The organism is Candidatus Eisenbacteria bacterium (assembly GCA_016235265.1).
Classification (GTDB): domain Bacteria; phylum Eisenbacteria; class RBG-16-71-46; order RBG-16-71-46; family JACRLI01; genus JACRLI01.
The window spans coordinates 34,905-51,780 of record JACRLI010000019.1; the positions used below are offsets into that span (position 1 = coordinate 34,905).

15 protein-coding genes are annotated in these 16,876 nt (G+C 71.8%); all 15 read left to right on the forward strand.

Going from position 1 to position 16,876, the window contains the following annotated elements; genetic code table 11:
• Positions 1–4: 4 nt before the first annotated feature.
• The 15 genes from infB to HZB25_11190 all read left to right on the forward strand — a co-directional run bounded on the left by infB (position 5) and on the right by HZB25_11190 (position 16,835).
• The gene (infB, locus tag HZB25_11120) at positions 5–2,404 is read left to right on the forward strand and encodes a translation initiation factor IF-2 (GenBank protein ID MBI5837788.1); all 2,400 of its coding nucleotides are present in this window, start codon (positions 5–7) and stop codon (positions 2,402–2,404) included.
• A 36-nt stretch (positions 2,405–2,440) separates the two neighbouring features.
• Positions 2,441–2,722 (forward strand): DUF503 domain-containing protein, encoded by a 282-nt coding sequence (locus tag HZB25_11125; GenBank protein ID MBI5837789.1) that lies wholly within the window; start codon positions 2,441–2,443, stop codon positions 2,720–2,722.
• Positions 2,722–3,150: a 30S ribosome-binding factor RbfA gene (gene rbfA / locus HZB25_11130; protein ID MBI5837790.1), complete on the forward strand. Its 429-nt coding sequence runs from the start codon at positions 2,722–2,724 to the stop codon at positions 3,148–3,150. Before HZB25_11125 ends, rbfA begins: the two co-directional genes overlap by 1 nt.
• On the forward strand, positions 3,151–4,071 hold the full coding sequence (gene truB / locus HZB25_11135) for a tRNA pseudouridine(55) synthase TruB (protein ID MBI5837791.1): 921 nt from the start codon (positions 3,151–3,153) through the stop codon (positions 4,069–4,071).
• Positions 4,068–4,976, forward strand: a complete 909-nt coding sequence (locus tag HZB25_11140) for a bifunctional riboflavin kinase/FMN adenylyltransferase (protein ID MBI5837792.1) — start codon at positions 4,068–4,070, stop codon at positions 4,974–4,976. The genes truB and HZB25_11140 overlap by 4 nt, the downstream gene beginning before the upstream one ends.
• Positions 4,977–5,108: 132 nt before the next feature.
• Positions 5,109–5,378: a 30S ribosomal protein S15 gene (rpsO, locus tag HZB25_11145; protein ID MBI5837793.1), complete on the forward strand. Its 270-nt coding sequence runs from the start codon at positions 5,109–5,111 to the stop codon at positions 5,376–5,378.
• A gap of 201 nt (positions 5,379–5,579) precedes the next feature.
• Positions 5,580–7,688: a polyribonucleotide nucleotidyltransferase gene (gene pnp / locus HZB25_11150; protein MBI5837794.1), complete on the forward strand. Its 2,109-nt coding sequence runs from the start codon at positions 5,580–5,582 to the stop codon at positions 7,686–7,688.
• A gap of 152 nt (positions 7,689–7,840) precedes the next feature.
• Positions 7,841–9,145, forward strand: coding sequence for an insulinase family protein (locus tag HZB25_11155; GenBank protein ID MBI5837795.1), 1,305 nt, complete (start codon positions 7,841–7,843; stop codon positions 9,143–9,145).
• A 37-nt stretch (positions 9,146–9,182) separates the two neighbouring features.
• A complete protein-coding gene (locus HZB25_11160) occupies positions 9,183–10,406 on the forward strand; it encodes a threonine synthase (protein ID MBI5837796.1) in 1,224 nt (407 codons plus the stop codon).
• Positions 10,403–11,320 (forward strand): DUF3108 domain-containing protein, encoded by a 918-nt coding sequence (locus tag HZB25_11165; GenBank protein ID MBI5837797.1) that lies wholly within the window; start codon positions 10,403–10,405, stop codon positions 11,318–11,320. Before HZB25_11160 ends, HZB25_11165 begins: the two co-directional genes overlap by 4 nt.
• Complete coding sequence (locus HZB25_11170) at positions 11,320–12,285, forward strand: hypothetical protein (GenBank protein MBI5837798.1); 966 nt, start codon at positions 11,320–11,322, stop codon at positions 12,283–12,285. The genes HZB25_11165 and HZB25_11170 overlap by 1 nt, the downstream gene beginning before the upstream one ends.
• 452 nt (positions 12,286–12,737) lie before the next feature.
• Positions 12,738–13,739 (forward strand): polysaccharide biosynthesis/export family protein, encoded by a 1,002-nt coding sequence (locus HZB25_11175; protein MBI5837799.1) that lies wholly within the window; start codon positions 12,738–12,740, stop codon positions 13,737–13,739.
• 5 nt (positions 13,740–13,744) lie between these two features.
• The gene (locus tag HZB25_11180; protein ID MBI5837800.1) at positions 13,745–15,097 is read left to right on the forward strand and encodes a hypothetical protein; all 1,353 of its coding nucleotides are present in this window, start codon (positions 13,745–13,747) and stop codon (positions 15,095–15,097) included.
• A gap of 3 nt (positions 15,098–15,100) precedes the next feature.
• Entirely contained in the window at positions 15,101–15,958 is an 858-nt protein-coding gene (locus HZB25_11185; protein MBI5837801.1) for an AAA family ATPase, read from the forward strand.
• 247 nt (positions 15,959–16,205) lie between these two features.
• Complete coding sequence (locus HZB25_11190; protein MBI5837802.1) at positions 16,206–16,835, forward strand: CpsD/CapB family tyrosine-protein kinase; 630 nt, start codon at positions 16,206–16,208, stop codon at positions 16,833–16,835.
• Positions 16,836–16,876: the final 41 nt, after the last annotated feature.

The following is a 16,876-nucleotide window of genomic DNA, read 5'->3' on the forward strand; positions in this document are numbered from 1 at the left end:
CACGTTGAAGAAGATCCGGGTATACGAGGCAGCCAAGGAGTTCCACGTCTCCAGCGAAGCGCTGCTGGAGACGCTGCGCGGCCTCGGCGTCGAGGTGAAGAGCCACATGAGCTCGATCGACGACGACGTGGTGGCGCGCCTGAAGCAGAAATTCAACAAGGACGTGGAAGCCGCGCGCGAGGAGATGGCGCGGGTGAAGGAGAAGGAGGCCGCCCGCGTGCGCGCCGCCGCGGCAGCCGCCGCCGCCGCCGCCCCGCCGGCCCCCCCGCGCCCGTCGCAGCCCCGTCCCGCCTCCGCTCCGCAGGCCGGCGCGCACGCGCCCCGTCCCGCGCAGCCCTCGCGCCCCGGCGGCCCGCCGCGGCCCCAGGGCCCTTCGTCCCAGCGTCCGGGCGGCCCCTCCGGCAGCCCGCGTCCCGGTGGCGGCGGCCCCGGTGGCCCGCGTCCCGGCTTCGGTGGCCCGCAGGCCGGTGGCCCGCAGCGCGGCCCGGCCCGCGGCGGACGGCTCCGTGGCGCCAAGAAGAAGAAGCGGGTGGTGGACGAGCGCCTGGTGGCCGAGAACGTGAAGCGCACGCTGGCGTCCCTGGACGCCGGCGCCCGCGGCCACGCCAAGCACCGCCGCGAGCGCGGCGAAGGCACGGCCGTGGAGGAGGACGCGAAGGTCCTCCAGGTCACGGAGTTCATCACCGTGGCCGACCTGGCCGGCCAGATGGAAGTGAAGCCGCAGGAGGTCATCGCGGCGTGCATGCGGCTGGGCGTGATGGTGACCATCAACCGCCGCCTGGACAAGGACACCATCGAGGCGGTGGCCGACGAGTTCGGCTACGGCGTCGAGTTCGTCTCCGAGTACAGCACCGAGGCGGTGGAGGAGGCCGAGGACGTCCCGGCCGACACCACCCCGCGCGCGCCGGTGGTCACGGTCATGGGCCATGTGGACCACGGCAAGACCACCCTGCTGGACTACATTCGCCGCGCCAGCGTGGCGGCCGGCGAGACCGGGGGAATCACCCAGCACATCAGCGCCTACTCGGCGTCGGTCAACGGCAAGCCCATCACCTTCCTCGACACCCCGGGCCACGAGGCGTTCACCTCGATGCGCGCCCGGGGCGCGCAGGTCACCGACATCGTGGTGCTGGTGGTGGCCGCCGACGATCGCGTGATGCCGCAGACCATCGAGGCCATCGACCACGCCCGCGCCGCGGGCGTGCCCATCATCGTGGCCATCAACAAGGTGGACCTGCCGGTGGCGCGGCCCGACCTGGTCATGGCCGACCTCACCAAGCACAAGCTGGTGGCCGAGGAGTATGGCGGCGACACCATCATGGTCCCGGTCTCGGCCAAGAAGGGCACCGGCGTGGAACGCCTGCTGGAGATGATCCTGCTCAAGGCCGAGATGATGGAGCTCAAGGCCAACCCCGACCGCCGCGGCAAGGGCACGGTGGTGGAGGCGCGCAAGGAGCCCGGGCGCGGCACCGTGGTCGCGGTGCTGGTGCAGAACGGCACGGTGCGCGTCGGCGACGCCTTCGTGGCCGGCACGCAGTACGGCAAGGTGCGCGCGCTGACCTCCCGCCGCGGCGACCGCATCTCCGAGGCCGGGCCGTCCGTGCCGGTGGAGATCACCGGCTTCTCCGGCGTGCCCAGCGCGGGCGACACCTTCCAGGTCCTGGCGGACGAGCGCGAGGCGCGCGAGATCGCCACCAAGCGTCACCAGCTGCAGCGCGAGCAGGAGCAGCGCGCCTTCCATCACCTCACGCTGGCGGACATCTCGCAGCGCGTGAAGGAGGGCGGGGCGGCCGAGCTGCGCCTGATCATCAAGGCCGACGTGGACGGCTCCGCCGAGGCGCTCTCCGACCACCTGGGCCGGCTGGGCAGCGACGAAGTGAAGCTGCGCATCATCCACTCCGGCGTGGGCAACATCTCGGAGTCGGACGTGCTGCTGGCGGCCGCCTCGGACGCGGTGATCCTCGGCTTCCGCGTGCCCGTGGAGTCCAGCGCCCGCAGCGCCGCGGCGCGCGAGAAGGTGGACGTGCGCGGCTACGAGATCATCTACAAGGCCGAGGAGGACATCAAGGCGGCCATGTCGGGCCTGCTCAAGCCCGAGATCCGCGAGACGATCCTGGGCCGGGCCGAGGTGCGCAAGGTGTTCCACCTGTCCAAGTCGGGCTCGGTGGCCGGCTGCTTCGTGGCCAGCGGCAACATCCTCCGCAACGCCAAGGCGCGGCTGATGCGCGGCGGGGCGTCCGTGTTCGACGGGCGCGTCGGCGCGCTGAAGCGCTTCAAGGACGACGTCCGGGAAGTGGCCACCGGCTACGAGTGCGGCATCACGCTGGAAGGCTACTCCGACTACCGCGAGGGCGACATCATCGAGGCGTACGAGCTCGAGGAGGTCGCCCGGACGCTGGCCTAGGCCGGTCCGGCTCCCGCGGGCAAGCCCGCTCCCGCCATGTTTGTCGGTTCGCTGAAGGTGCAGCTCTTCCTGCCGGGCTCCCGGTCGCTCAAGGACCGGCGCGCGGTGCTCAACTCGCTCAAGGAGCGGGTGCGCGCGCGTTGCAACGCGTCCGTGGCCGAGGTGGACGCCGAGGACCTGTGGCAGCGCGCCACCCTGGCGGTAGCCGTGGTCGCGGGGGACTGGGACCGGGTCTCCGGCCAGCTGGACGCCGCGGCGCGGCTGCTGGAGTCGGACCCGCGCGCCGAGATCCTGGACGTCGAAAGGGACATCCGCTGATGAAAGGCACCCGGCTGGCGCGAGTGGAGGGCCTGATCCGCACCGAGGTGGCCGACATCCTGGACTCGCGCATGCGCGACCCGCGGCTGGGCATGGTCACGGTGACCGGCGTGGAAGTGGGTTCCGACCTGCGCAATGCCACGGTGTTCGTGTCCTTCCTGGTGGCCGCCGAGGAATTCGAGCCCAAGGTGCGCCTGCTCAACGAGGCCTCCGCGTTCGTCTGGCGCGAGCTGGCCTCCCGCGGGCTCGAGCTGCGTCACCTTCCCAAGCTGCACTTCAAGGCCGACCACTCCCTGGAGCGCGCCCAGCGCATCCAGCAGCTGCTCCGCGAGACGGCCGAGGCGGACGAGGCGGCCAGGACGGCCGCACCCGCCGGGGCGGGCCCCGTGGACGACGAAGAACCACCCGCCGGGGACGATACCGCGTAGATGGACGGCATCCTGCTCGTGGACAAGGGCCCGGGGCTCACCTCCCACCAGGTGGTGGAGAAGGTGCGCCGGGCCGCGCGCTGCCGCCACGCCGGCCATGCCGGATCCCTGGATCCCATGGCCACCGGCCTGCTGTTGCTCGCGGTGGGCGAGGGCACCAAGCTCGTGGAGCTGCTGATGGATGCCGGCAAGGTGTACGAGGCCACCGTGCGCCTGGGCTCGGCCACCGAGACCGAGGACGCCGAGGGCGCGGTGGTGCGCGAGGCCCCCGTGCCGGCGCTCGAGCTGGCCGCCGTGGAGGCGGCGCTCGGGGCTTTCCGCGGCGAGATCGACCAGGTGCCGCCGCGCTACTCGGCGCTCAAGGTGGGCGGGGTGCGCGCCTACGAGCGCGCCCGCGGCGGCGAGATCTTCGAGTTGCCCAGCCGCCGGGTCACCGTCCACAGCATGGAACTGCTCTCGATCGCCCCGCCGGACGTGGTGATCCGGGTCCACTGTGGGCGCGGGACCTACATCCGATCGCTGGCCCGCGACCTGGGCACGGCCCTGGGCTCCGTGGCCCACCTGGGAGCGCTGCGGCGCACCCGCGTGGGGCCGTACCGCGTGGAGGACGCGCTGTCCGTGACCGTGGAGGCGCCGCCCTCGCGGGAGGCGGTGCGCGCCGCGCTGGTGCCGCTGCGGCGCGCCTTCGGCGACGCCCCGGCGGTGCGCGTGCGCGAGGAGTACCTGGGGGACCTGCGCTTCGGGCGCTCCCCGCGCGCCGACCAACTGATCGATCCCGCGCCCTCCGGGGAAGGCATGCGCTTCGTGCTGGTGGACGGCACCCGCGAGCCCCTGGCGGTGGCCGAGCCGGATGCCGCCACCGGCGGTGCCCGGTTGCGCCGGGTGCTGCAGCGCGCCTCCACCCGGCTGGGCCCGCCGTGAACGCGTCCGCGCCACGCCGGGCCGTGACCCTGGGGGTGTTCGACGGCCTCCATCGGGGGCACAAGGCGCTGGTGGACCGGCTGACCTCGGAGTCGGAGCGCCGCGGCCTGGTGCCCACGGTGGTGACCCTCGACCCGCATCCCGACACCGTGCTGGGCCTGGCGCCGGAGCGCCCGCCGCTGACTCCGGCGGCCACCCAGGCGGCCATCCTGGCCGAGTGGGGGGCGCGCGAGTTCCGGGTGCTGCGCTTCGACACCGGCCTGCGCGGCACGCCCGCATCCGACTTTGCGCGCGACTACCTGGCTGGCGCGCTGGGTGCGCAATTGCTGGTGGTGGGCCCCGACTTCGCCCTGGGCCGCGACCGCGAGGGCACACCCGCGCGCATGGCGGAACTGGGCCGGGGGCTGGGCTTCGAGGTGATCCAGGTGCCGCCGGTCTCCGACGAGGGCGGCCACCTCAGCAGCTCGCGGGTGCGTCACCTGCTGGACGAGGGGCGCGTCACGGAGGTGGCCGGACTGTTGGGACGGCCCTTCAGCACCTCGGGCCGGGTGACTTCCGGCAGCGGCGTCGGCGCGGGGCTGGGGTTTCCGACCGCCAACCTGGAGCCGCCCGAGCCGGTGTACCTGCCGGCCGACGGGGTGTACATGGGGCGCGCCTCGGGGGGATTCGGCGTCCGGCCCTGCCTGGTCAGCCTGGGCACCCGGCCCACGTTCGGGCCGGGGGAGCGGGTGCTGGAGGTGTATCTGCTGGACTTCGAGGGGAATCTGCGGGATCAGCCGATGTTGTTGGAATGGCTGGAGTTCCATCGAGGGCAACAGCGGTTTCACAGTCCTGCGGACCTGGTGGAGCAGATGCGCCTCGACGAGGTCCGGGCCCGCCAGTGGCTGGCCGTCCACGGCCCCTGACGCATGAAGTTTCCAATACTCCTTGTCCGTGGAAGGTTTTTTGCTACAATGCTCTGTCTAAAGCGGGACATGGGCTGCTGCACCGGCGTGTGGCGCCCCCTGCAATCAACACCCGGGAGGTGAGACGCACAGATGACCCTAACCAAGGAAAAGAAGCGCGAAGTGATCGGGCAGTTCAAGATCCACGAGATGGACTCCGGCTCGCCCGAAGTGCAGATCGCGCTTCTGACCGAGAAGATCAAGTACCTCACGGAGCACTTCCGCGTGCACAAGCGCGATCACAGCTCGCGCCGCGGTCTGCTCCGGATGGTCGGTCAACGCCGGCGGCTTCTGGACTACCTGAAGGCTACCCGAGTCGAGCGTTACCGCTCCATCGTGAAGGAGCTGGGACTCCGCAAGTAGGAAGCACCTTCGTCGGCTCCCCGGCCGGGACGTTCCCGGCCGGGGACCGGCGTGTAGGAGCCCGAACCTCATGGCCGGAGGCCCCGGCGCAGGCGCCAACATCCAGGACCCCCGACAACCGGCGTGGTCCGCCCGGCGCTGCGCGAGGGCTACTGGCCAGCGGGCGATGGCTCCGTCCAACCGCTGTTCCAGGAGGAACTCATGGTTCAGAACATGTCCATCGAGGTCGGCGGCCGCAAGCTGACCATCGAGACCGGCCGCATGGCCAAGCAGGCGTCCGGGTCCGTCACCGTGCAGTACGGCGACACCGTGGTCCTGGCCGCCACCGTCGCCGACAAGAACCCCACCACCAAGGACTTCTTCCCGCTGACGGTGGAGTACCGCGAGAAGACCTACGCCGCGGGCAAGATTCCCGGCGGCTTCTTCAAGCGCGAGGGGCGCCCCACGGAGAAGGAGATCCTCTCCTCCCGCCTCATCGACCGCCCGCTGCGCCCGCTCTTCGACAAGGCCTTCAACTACGAGATCCAGATCTTCGCCACGGTGCTCTCGTCCGACCAGGAGAACGACTCCGACATCCTGGGCCTCATCGGGGCGTCCGCGGCGCTCATGATCTCGGACATTCCGTTCCCCGAGCCGGTGGGCGTGGTGCGCATCGGGATGATCGACGGCGAGTTCGTGGTCAACCCCACGTTCGCGCAGCTGGATGAAAGCGTGATGGACGTGGTGGTGGCCGCCACCCGCGAGAACATCATCATGGTCGAGGGCGGCTGCCGCGAGGTGGGCGAGGAGCTGATGCTCAAGGCGCTGCGCCTGGGCTTCGAGCAGGCCCAGCCCATCATCGACCTGCAGGTCAAGCTGCGCGAGGCGTGCGGCAGGCCCAAGCGGCCGATCCCGGTCAAGCCGGACACCGGCGCGCTGCAGGCCGAGATCCGCACCCGCTGCACCGAGGCGGTGCGCGCCGCCGGCCGCATCGCGCTCAAGGAAGACCGCGAGAAGGAGATGAAGCGCATCACCGAGGAGGCCGTGGCCGCCCTCGGCGAGGCCTTCCCGGACTTCACCGCCAAGATCCACGGCCTGGTGGAAGACCTCGAGCGCGACGAGCTGCGCCGCGCCATCCTGGACGAGAACCGCCGCGCCGACGGCCGCGACAGCAAGACCATCCGGCCCATCACCTGCGAGGTGGGCGTGCTCCCGCGCACGCACGGCTCGGCGCTGTTCACGCGCGGGCAGACGCAGGCGCTGGCGGTGGCCACGCTGGGCACGTCCATGGACGAGCAGCGGGTGGAGGAGCTCGAGGGCCAGTCCTGGAAGAGCTACATGCTCCACTACAACTTCCCGCCGTTCTCGGTGGGCGAGGTCCGGCCGCTGCGTGGCCCCGGCCGCCGCGAGATCGGCCACGGCGCGCTGGCCGAGCGGGCCATCGAGCCGGTGATCCCGGCCGACGAGATCTTCCCCTACACCATCCGGCTGGTCTCCGAAATCCTCGAGTCCAACGGCTCCTCCTCGATGGCCACGGTGTGCGGCAGCTCCCTGGCGCTCATGGACGCCGGCTGCCCCATCAAGGCCCCGGTGGCGGGCATCGCCATGGGCCTGGTCAAGGAGGGCGACAAGGTGGCGGTGCTCTCCGACATCCTGGGCGTCGAGGACCACCTGGGCGACATGGACTTCAAGGTGACCGGCACCCGCGAGGGCGTCACCGCATTCCAGATGGACGTGAAGATCGCGGGCATCGGCTTCGAGCTGATCGAGCGGGCCATGAACCAGGCCCGCGAGGGCCGGCTGCACATCCTGGGGATCATGGAGCAGACGCTCTCGCAGCCGCGCACGCAGCTCTCGGTGTACGCGCCGCGGATCCTGATCCACAAGATCGACCCGGAGAAGATCCGCGAGGTCATCGGCTCGGGTGGCAAGGTGATCAAGCGCATCACCGAGCAGACCGGCGCGCAGATCGACATCGAGGATGACGGCACCGTCAAGATCGCCAGCTACGACAGCAAGGGCGGCGAGGCCGCGCTGGCCATGGTCCGCGCGATCGCCGAGGACCCCGAGATCGGGCGGGTGTTCACCGGCACCGTCCGGCGCATCACCACCTTCGGCGCGTTCGTGGAGATCGTGCCGGGCAAGGACGGGCTGGTGCACATCTCGGAGCTGGAGCCGCACCGCGTCGCGCGCGTCGAGGACGTGTGCGCCGAGGGCGACAAGATGCTGGTGAAGGTGATCGGCATCGACAAGGAGGGCAAGATCAAGCTCTCCCGCAAGCAGGCCCTGGCGGAGCTGGCCGAGGCCGGCATCCCGCAGCCCCAGGAGTAACCGACAAGCGCTGCGGGAGGGAGGCGGCGCCGGCTCCCTCCCGCGAAGCGCGGATCCCGGCCGGGGCCGCGGGGCGCATCCCCGCGGCCCGGCTTTCATCCGGCGGCCTGACGCCACCCTCCCCCCGGTTCCCCCGAAACGGATCGCCATCCATGAAACCCGAATCCAAGTCCCGGGCCCGGCCCCGGGAAGCCGACGTGGAAACCTCCTGGGAGCGCCACGTGCTGCCCTCGGGCATCACCGTGGTGCTCGAAACCGTGCCCACCGTGGCCTCCCTGGCCGTGGGCGTGTGGGTGAAGACCGGCACGCGCGACGAGGCCGACGCCGACGCCGGCATGGCCCACTTCGTGGAGCACCTGCTCTTCAAGGGCACCGAGACCCGCGACACCTTCGAGATCGCGCGCAGCCTGGAGTCGGTCGGCGGCGAGCTGGACGCCTTCACCGGGCGCGAGTCCACCTGCTTCTACGCCCGGGTGCTTTCCGAGCACCTCGGCCTGGCCGTGGACGTGGTCTCCGACCTGGCCACCCGGCCCCGGATGACCGCCGAGGAGGTGGAGAAGGAGAAGAAGGTCATCGTGGACGAGATCCGCTCCTTCGAGGACAACGCGGAGGACCTGGTCCACGAGAATTTCTCGGGCGAGATCTGGCAGGGCCACCCGCTGGGCCGGCCCATCCTGGGGACCGAGGCCAGCGTGCAGGCGCTCACCGCGGAGGTCATCCGCGGCTGGCACCGCGCCCACTACACCGCCGAGAACCTGGTGGTGTCCGCCGCCGGCGCGTTCGATCCCGACGAGTTGCTGGCCCTGCTCGAGCGCCACCTGTCGCCGCGCCGGGGCCTGGCCCCGCGTCGCGAGGACCAGGCGCCCGCCGCTCCCATGGGCCTGGCACCGGTGGTCAAGGATCTCTCGCAGGAGCACGTGGTGGTGGGCCGCCGCACGGTGGGCTATCTCGACCCCGACCGCTACGCGGTGCTGCTGCTCTCGGTGGTGCTCGGGGGCGGGATGAGCTCGCGCCTGTTCCAGGCCATCCGGGAGCGCGAGGGGCTGTCCTACGCCGTCTACAGCTTCACCGACTTCCACCGCGACGCGGGCGTGTTCGGCGCGGCGCTGGGCTGCGCGCCGGGGGAGACCCAGCGCGCGCTGGACGTGCTGGCCGACGAGTACCGGCTGCTGCGCGACAAGGGCCTGCTGCCCGGCGAGCTGGAGAGCGCGCGCGCGCAGGCCAAGGGCGGCCTGCTGCTGGGGCTGGAGAGCATGAGCAGCCGCATGAGCCAGCTGGCCCGCAGCGAGATCTACCTCGGCCGCCGGGTGCGCGTGGAGGAAGTCGTGGACCGCCTGGAGCGCGTCACCGAGCAGGACGTCATGCGCGTGGCGCAGGAGCACCTCGACCCCGCGCTGCAGCGCGTCTCCGCCCTGGGGCCGTGCCGCGGCCTGCGCTGGAACGGGCAGACGGCGTGACCAGGCTCGCCCGGCGTGGGAGGAAGGGGCCGCCGCGGTGAGTGCGCCTCCGCCCGGCTGCTTCACCCATCTCGAGTGCCCCGAGTGCGGGGCGACCCTCCCCGGCGACCGCCTGCAGACGCTGTGCGGATGCGGCTCGCCGCTGCTGGCCCGCTACGACCTGGACCGCGCCCGCCGCACGCTGACCCGCGCGGACGCCGCCACCCGCCCGCACGGGCTGTGGCGCTGGCGCGAAGTGCTCCCGGTGGCCGACCCCGCGAACATCTTCACCCTGGGCGAGGGCGGCACCCCGCTGCGCCCGGCCCCGCGGCTGGGGGCGTTGCTGGGCCTCTCCCGGCTGCTGCTCAAGGACGAGTGCGGCAACCCCACCGGTTCGTTCAAGGCCCGCGGGCTGTCCGTGGCGCTGAGCCGCGCCCGCGAGCTGGGCGCCACGCGCGTGGCGCTGCCCTCGGCGGGCAACGCCGCCAGCGCGCTGACGGCCTACGCCGCCCGCGGCGGGATGACCGCCCGGGTCTACCTGCCCCGCGACGTGCCCGCCCTGTTCCCCGACGAGTGCCGCGCCTTCGGCGCCGAGGTGGTGCTGGTGGACGGCGTGATCACCGACTGCGGCCGGGCGCTCGCCGCGGTGCGCGAGAAGGAAGGCTGGTTCGACGTCTCCACGCTGAAGGAGCCCTACCGGCTGGAGGGCAAGAAGACCATGGGCTACGAACTGGCCCAGGACCTGGGCTGGCGCCTGCCCGCGAACATCCTCTACCCTACGGGCGGGGGCACCGGCCTGGTGGGCATGTGGAAGGCCTTCGCCGAGATGGAGCAGCTGGGCCTGGTGGGCCGGCCCTTCCCGCGGATGGTCTCGGTCCAGGCCGAGGGCTGCGCGCCCATGGTGCAGGCATTCCGCTCCGGGGCGGAGCGGGCCACCCCCGTCCCCGACCCGTTCACCGTGGCCGCGGGCCTGCGCGTGCCGGCCGCGGTCGGCGATCGCCTGATGCTGCGCGCGCTGCGCGAGAGCGCCGGGACGGCGGTGGCGGTGTCCGACGACGAGCTGTTGTGGGGCACGCTGGCGCTGGCCCGCCTCGAGGGGATCTACCCCGCGCCCGAGGCCGGCGCCGCGGTGGCCGCGGCGTGGCGGCTGAAACAGGCGGGCTTCCTGGACGAGGACTCCGAGACGGTGCTCTTCCTCACCGGCAGCGGCTACAAGTACGCGGATGTGCTCGCGGGCCTGGATGCCCGCATCCCGGCCGGGCTGGAGCCGCCCCGGGCATGAGACCGACGCTGCCCGGGGAAGGCTCCGCACGCGGGGCGGCGGGCGGGGGCCCCGGGGATCGGGCCGCGGCGGCGCGCCGGCTGTGGTCGGTGGCGTGCTTCCTGGCCGCCGGCGCCGCGCTGCTGGCGTCGCTGCTGGGCGCGGACCGGGGCGGGGACGACGAGGCCGCCGCGCCGCCGGACAGCGTGCGGCTGGCCGGCATCACCGCCGAGGCGCGAGCCACGCTGGCCGGTGCGAAGCGGCCGGGCCCGCTGCAGGTGGGCGAGGACCTGACCTTCGAGATCCACTACGGCGTGATCCGCGCGGGGGAGGCGCACCTGGCCATCGCGGGAGTGGAGTCGTTCCACGGAGCGCGCTGCTACCGGCTGCGCAGCACGGCGCGCTCGGGCGGGCTGTTCGGGAAGATCTACGACGTGAACGACCGGGTGGAGTCGCTCCTGGATTCCGCCGGGCTGATGAGCCGGCGCCTGGAGAAGCGGCTCCACGAGGGCAGCTACCACCAGGAGCAGGACGTGCGCTTCGACTACGGCGCGCGGCGCGCCTGCTACGCGTCCGGCGACACCCTGCCCATCCCCGGCCCGGTGCAGGACGATCTGTCGGCCTTCTACGTGGCCCGCTGCCTGGAGCTGCGCGAAAACACCGTGTACTACCTGGAGACGCACTCCAACAAGGTCACCTACCCGATGCAGGTGCGGGTGTACGGACGGGAGACGGTCAGGACGGAGGCGGGGGAGTTCGAGTGCCTGAAGGTGGAGCCCCGCGTGGACCGCGGCGGCATCTTCAAGCACCGCGGCCGCATGATGATCTGGATGACCGCCGACGCGCGGCACCTGCCGGTGCGGCTGCGCAGCAAGCTGCCCCTGGGGGCCATCACCGCGGACCTGTCGGCGGCGCAAGCGGGAGGGACGCACTGATGGGCCGCTCCAAGCCGCTGGACCGATCCCGGCTCACCACCCTGAGCCGCGCGGGGACAGTCCGCCGTTTCGGACTGGCCGGCGCGGGCCGCACTCCCGACCCGGCGCGGCCGCTGGCCGAGCTGCTGGACTGCCTGCCCGACGTGCTGGCGGCGCACGATCTGCGGGAGGTGGTGCGCGCGGTGGCAGCGGCGCACCGCGGCGGCCGGCCGGTGGTGGCGCTGGTGGGGGCGCACGTGGTGAAGACCGGCTGCGGCCCGGTGCTGGTGGACCTGGCGCGTCGCGGGATCCTGCGCGCCTTCGCCATGAGCGGCGCGACGGCCATCCACGACTACGAACTGGCGTGCTTCGGAGACACCTCCGAAGACGTGGCCGAGGGCCTGCGCACCGGCCGCTTCGGGATGTGGGAGGAGCTGGGCCAGTGGATGAACGGGGCCGCGGCGGCGGCGCATCGCGACGGCCTCGGCCTGGGGGAAGGTCTGGGGCGCGACCTGCAGCTGCGCGGGGCGGCGCACGCTGCGCACAGCCTGCTTGCGGCGGCCTGGGAGCTGGGCATCCCCGCGACGGTGCACGTGGCCATCGGGACGGACATCATCCACCAGCACCCGGCCGCGGACGGCGCGGCACTGGGGGCCACGTCGCTGCAGGACATGGACATCCTGGCCCAGGTGCTGACCGGCGCGGCGGGCGGGGTGGTCTTCAACCTGGGTTCGGCGGTGGTGCTGCCGGAGGTGTTCCTGAAGGCCCTGACCATGGCCCGCAACGTGGGGGCGGACACCGACGGCATGACCTTTGTGAACATGGACTTCCAGGCGCAGTATCGCACCCGCGTCAACCTTCTCGAGCGCCCCGCCCGCGAGTGCGGGGGGCGCGCCTTCCAGCTGATCGGCCCCCACGAGATCATGGTGCCCCTGGTGGCGGGGCTGGCGCTGGCGGAGCTGGCACGGTTCGAGCAGGTCAAGTAACTGCAAATAGGCGGGATGGGGCCCATGCCGGACGGCCTCCCCTTGACGCGGGAGGGGATGCGCTGCTAGTCTGATTGCAGCTTGGTTATGCTTCGGGCAGGTACGCCCCTCGCACGACCGCCGCGGGAGGGAACCTTGCGGTGCCAGGATTCCCAAGTCGGCCCTCCACAGTCGATTCGGGTTCAGCTTCAGAGGGATTCTGCCGATGCCTTGGAAGACCGTAACCACTTAGGGCTTCCGGCTTTTCGTGGGGTGTCCGAAGGACGCTTCGCCTCCGTGGGTGACTCCGGCCGGGCCCTCCCGGCTCCAGGGGAGACCTCGAATCGACACCTGGCTACGGTTTCTTTCGTTGTTCTAGGCAGCGAATCGCCATGGAAGGCCAGCGCGGGCCGCGCCGAGCGGCCCAGGCCGCCCTCGAGGCGGTCGAACCCGAGCCGTAGCTCAGGAACCTGATGAACCAATACGGGAACGTCCACGCCCGCACTCCGGCGGGTCTGCGCCCTGACGCGCGGACCCTGGCCGTGCTGTGCGCGGGCGTCCTGCTGTGCCTGGCGCTCCAGGGTTGCGGCAGCGCCGCATCGCCACGCTGGGCCGGGTCGCGCAGCGAGCCTCCCGCCGACGCCGCGGACCCCCGCGCGGGCGAGTCGCGTCCGGGTCGGGCCGCTCCCGGAGCCGGGACGGTTCCCGGCGCCGACGCCCCTGCCGGCGAGGCTCCGACGGCGCGCTCCGGCTCCGTTCCCGGCGAAGAGGCCTCCGAGGCCATCGTGGAAGTGCCTGCGCTGGTGCCGTCCGGCGGGCCCGGCTATCGCATCGGGGTTGGCGACGAGTTGACCATCAACTTCCCCTTTGATCGCGACCTGAACGGCACCGCGGTCGTGCGGCCCGACGGCAGGATCACCGTCCCGCTGCTCCAGGAGGTGCCCGCCGCCGGCCGGACCGCGGGCGAACTGGACTCCCTCCTGACGCGCGAGTACGCCCGGTTCTACCGCCGGCCGGAGATCACGGTGGATATCAGCAAGCTGGCGAACAACCAGGTCTACGTGATGGGCGAGGTGAACGTGCCCGGCCCCGTGGAGATCTCCGGCAGCATCACGCTGCTGCAGCTGATCGCGCGCGCCGGGGGCGTCCGCACCTCGGGAACGCTCAAGAGCGTGGTGCTGCTGCACCGCGGTCCGGGCTACCAGGTCCACGCGCGCCGCGTGAATGTGGCCCGCATCCTCGAAGGACGCCCGGACGCCCCGGACATCCTGCTGGCACCCACGGACATCGCCTACGTGCCGCGCTCGTTCATCGGGAAGCTGAACCTGTTCGTGGAGCAGTACGTCACCGGCCTGCTCAGCCCGGTGAGCAGCGGCTACCTGCATGGCTGGGAGATCATCCAGCCGGACCGTTTCTTCTTCAACCCCAACACCAACCGCCCGAGCCAGTCCGGCGGCACGAGCGCGGGACCCTAGGGGCCATGGACACCACGCACGCATCCAGCGCGGCCGCGAGCCGCCAGGTCACGCCCCGCGACTTCCTCACCGTGCTGTTTCGCCGGAAGTGGGTGGTGCTGGTCATCCCGGCGGTGGCCCTCGCGGTGGTCACCTGGGTGAACCTCAGCACTCCGCCGCGCTACAGCTCCTCCACGCGGATGCTGCTCAAGCGCGGCACGCGCGAGAACGGGCTGGAGGCGGGCGTGACCATCCTGCCCCGCGAGGAGGAGCTGGCCTCGCAGGTGGAGATCACCAAGAGCATCGCGGTCACGCGCCGCGCGCAGCAGATCCTTGACGCCCGCCCGGGCCGCCGCTTCCAGATCAACCCCGGCGGCGCCACCGCGGGCGTGGTGGGCGAGTCCAACGTGGTGGACATCACCTACGAGGCCTCCGAGCCCGAAGCCTGTCCGGCGGTGGCCGACGCCCTGGCGCAGGCCTTCATGGAATTCCACCGCCGCGCGTTCTCGATCCCCACCATGGCGGCCTTCTTCGCGCGCGAGACCGACTCCACCTTCACCGAACTGCAGAACCTGAGGCGGATGAAGGAGGCGCTGCTCACGCAGCAGAACATGGTCGAGCCCGAGGAGACCCGCAAGAACATCATGCAGCTCCAGCTGCAGCAGCAGACGTCTCTGGACCAGATCCGGACGAAGCGCGTGGCGCTCGAGGCGGAGCTGCAGGGCGAGACGGCCCTCGCCAAGCGCATGGAGGTGGAGCTGCCGTTCACGCCCAACACCCAGGCCGGCGGCGACAGCTGGATCGTGGACCTCAAGAAGGCGCTCCAGGACCTGCGCGTGAACCTGGAGGAACTGCGCGGCAAGTTCTCCGACACGCATCCGCAGGTGCTCGCGCTGAAGGACCAGATCGCCGAGGTGGAGGCGCAGCTGCGCCGCGAGGCGCGGGTCCACCGGATGCTGGCGGAGCAGAACCTCCAGGTGATCCGGGCCCAGGAGCGGCAGCTCGAGGGCTCGCTGGCCTCGCTCAGCCGCCAGCTGTCGGGTTACCCCAGCGCCCGGGTGCGCCTCGAGGAACTGGACAAGATGATCGAGCTCACCCAGGACCTGTACAAGCAGACGCGCGAGCGCCAGTCGCAGGCGCTGGTGGCCAGCGCCACCACCCCCGACTGGACGGCGACGCTGCTCGTGCCCGCCGGACCGGCGGTGCGCATGAACAAGCACGACTACGTCCGGATCGCGCTGGCGCCCATGCTGGCGCTGGCGGTGTCCATCGGGCTGGCCTTCTTCGTGGACAGCCTGGACCATTCGCTGAAGAGCGTGCGCGAGGTGGAGGATGTGCTGGGCCTGCCGGTGGTGGCGTCGGTGCCCGAGGCGAAATAGGCCGTGTACGAGAGTTTCTACGGATTCAGCGAGAAGCCGTTCAGCCTGACCCCGGACCCGCGCTTCCTGTACCTGTCGCGGGCGCACCGGGACGCCCTGGCCTACCTCACGTACGGGCTGGCGGAGCACAAGGGTTTCCTGGTGGTGGTGGGGGAGGCGGGCACCGGCAAGACCACGCTGGCGCGCGCGGTCGCGGAGAAGTTCCAGGACAGCACCCGCCTGAGCTTCGTGCTCACCACCAAGCTCAGCATGAAGCAGCTGCTGACGATGGCGATGCACGACCTGGGCCTCCGGACCAAGGGGCTCGACAAGGCGGGCCTGCTGATCGCCTTCAATGAGTACCTGCTGGAACAGCTGCAGCAGAAGCACAGCGTGGTGCTGATCGTGGACGAGGCCCAGAACCTGTCGCGCACGGTGCTCGAGGAGCTGCGCATGCTGAGCAACCTGGAGACCAGCCGCGACAAGCTGGTCCAGATCGTGCTGCTGGGCCAGCCCGAGCTGTTGGTGATGCTGGAGGGCCGCGACCTGCGGCAGCTCCGGCAGCGCGTGCCCGGGATCGCGCTCCTGCAGCCCCTGGGCCCGGACGACGTGGGCCCGTATCTCGAGAACCGCCTGCGCGTGGCCGGCAGCGGCCGCGTGCGGCTGGGCCCGGGGACGGGCCGAGAGGTGCACCGGTACACGGGGGGCATTCCGCGCCTGATCAACATGATCGCGGACCGCATGCTGCTGCTGGGCTACGTGGACGGCAAGGAAGAGCTGGATCTCGGCCTGGTGGTGGATGCGTGGAAGGACCTCGGGCGCCCCGCGCCGGTCACGGCGGCGGATGCGTCCCCAGCGGAGGCATATGAGCCGCATCTATGATGCGTTGAAGAAGGCCGAGCGGGAACGCACGGGCGCGCCCGCCCCGGAGGAGACCGCCGCCGGGGCGCCGGCCGCAGGCGCGGCCCCGGCTGGCGGCGCAGCTCCGGTCGGCGGAGGAGCTCCGGTCGGCGGAACAGTTCCGGCCGGCGGAGCAGTTCCGGCCGGTGGTGCGTTCCCGGCCGGCGGTGGGACCCCGGCCGGCTTCGTGCCCGCATCCGGTGCCGACATCCCGGCGGGGGCATGGGGAGTGATCCCCGAAGCGGGCCTGCACGAGCTGGCCGGCGTGCGCCGTCGCGTGGAGGCGCAGCTGCCCGGGCGCTCCCGCTTTGCGCTGGGCATGCTGGGCTCGGTGCGTGGGGAGGGTGCCACCACCACGGTGCTCGGGTACGCCCGCACGCTGGCTGCCGACGGCCGGCTGCGCATCCTGATGGTGGATGCCGAGGGCACGGACCGCACCATCTCGAGCACCTGGGCCGATCCCGGCGCGGCCGGCTGGTCGGACCTGGCCTCACCCGCCCAGGTGACATCCGTGGTCCGGGGCACGCCCCTGGCCAACCTGCAGGTGCTGCCCTTCGGCAGCCGGAACACCGCCAGCCCCGCGCAGCTCGCGGAGCTGCTGATCGAGGCCACCCGGCAGGTGGCGCAACAGTATGACTACGTCCTCTTCGACCTGGGTTCCGTGCTTCAGACGCCCACGGCGCACTACCTTGCCGGCGCCATGGACGGGATCCTGCTCGTGGTGCACGCCTCCGGCACCCGCAGGGAGATCTGCCAGAAGGCGGTCGAGGAACTCCGGAAGACCGACACGCCGGTGCTGGGAGTGGTCCTGAACCGCCGGCGGTACGTGATCCCGGAAGCGGTGTACAAGCGCATCTGATCGCCGCGCCCGGGTGCCGGAAGGTCCGGGCGCGTCCCTCG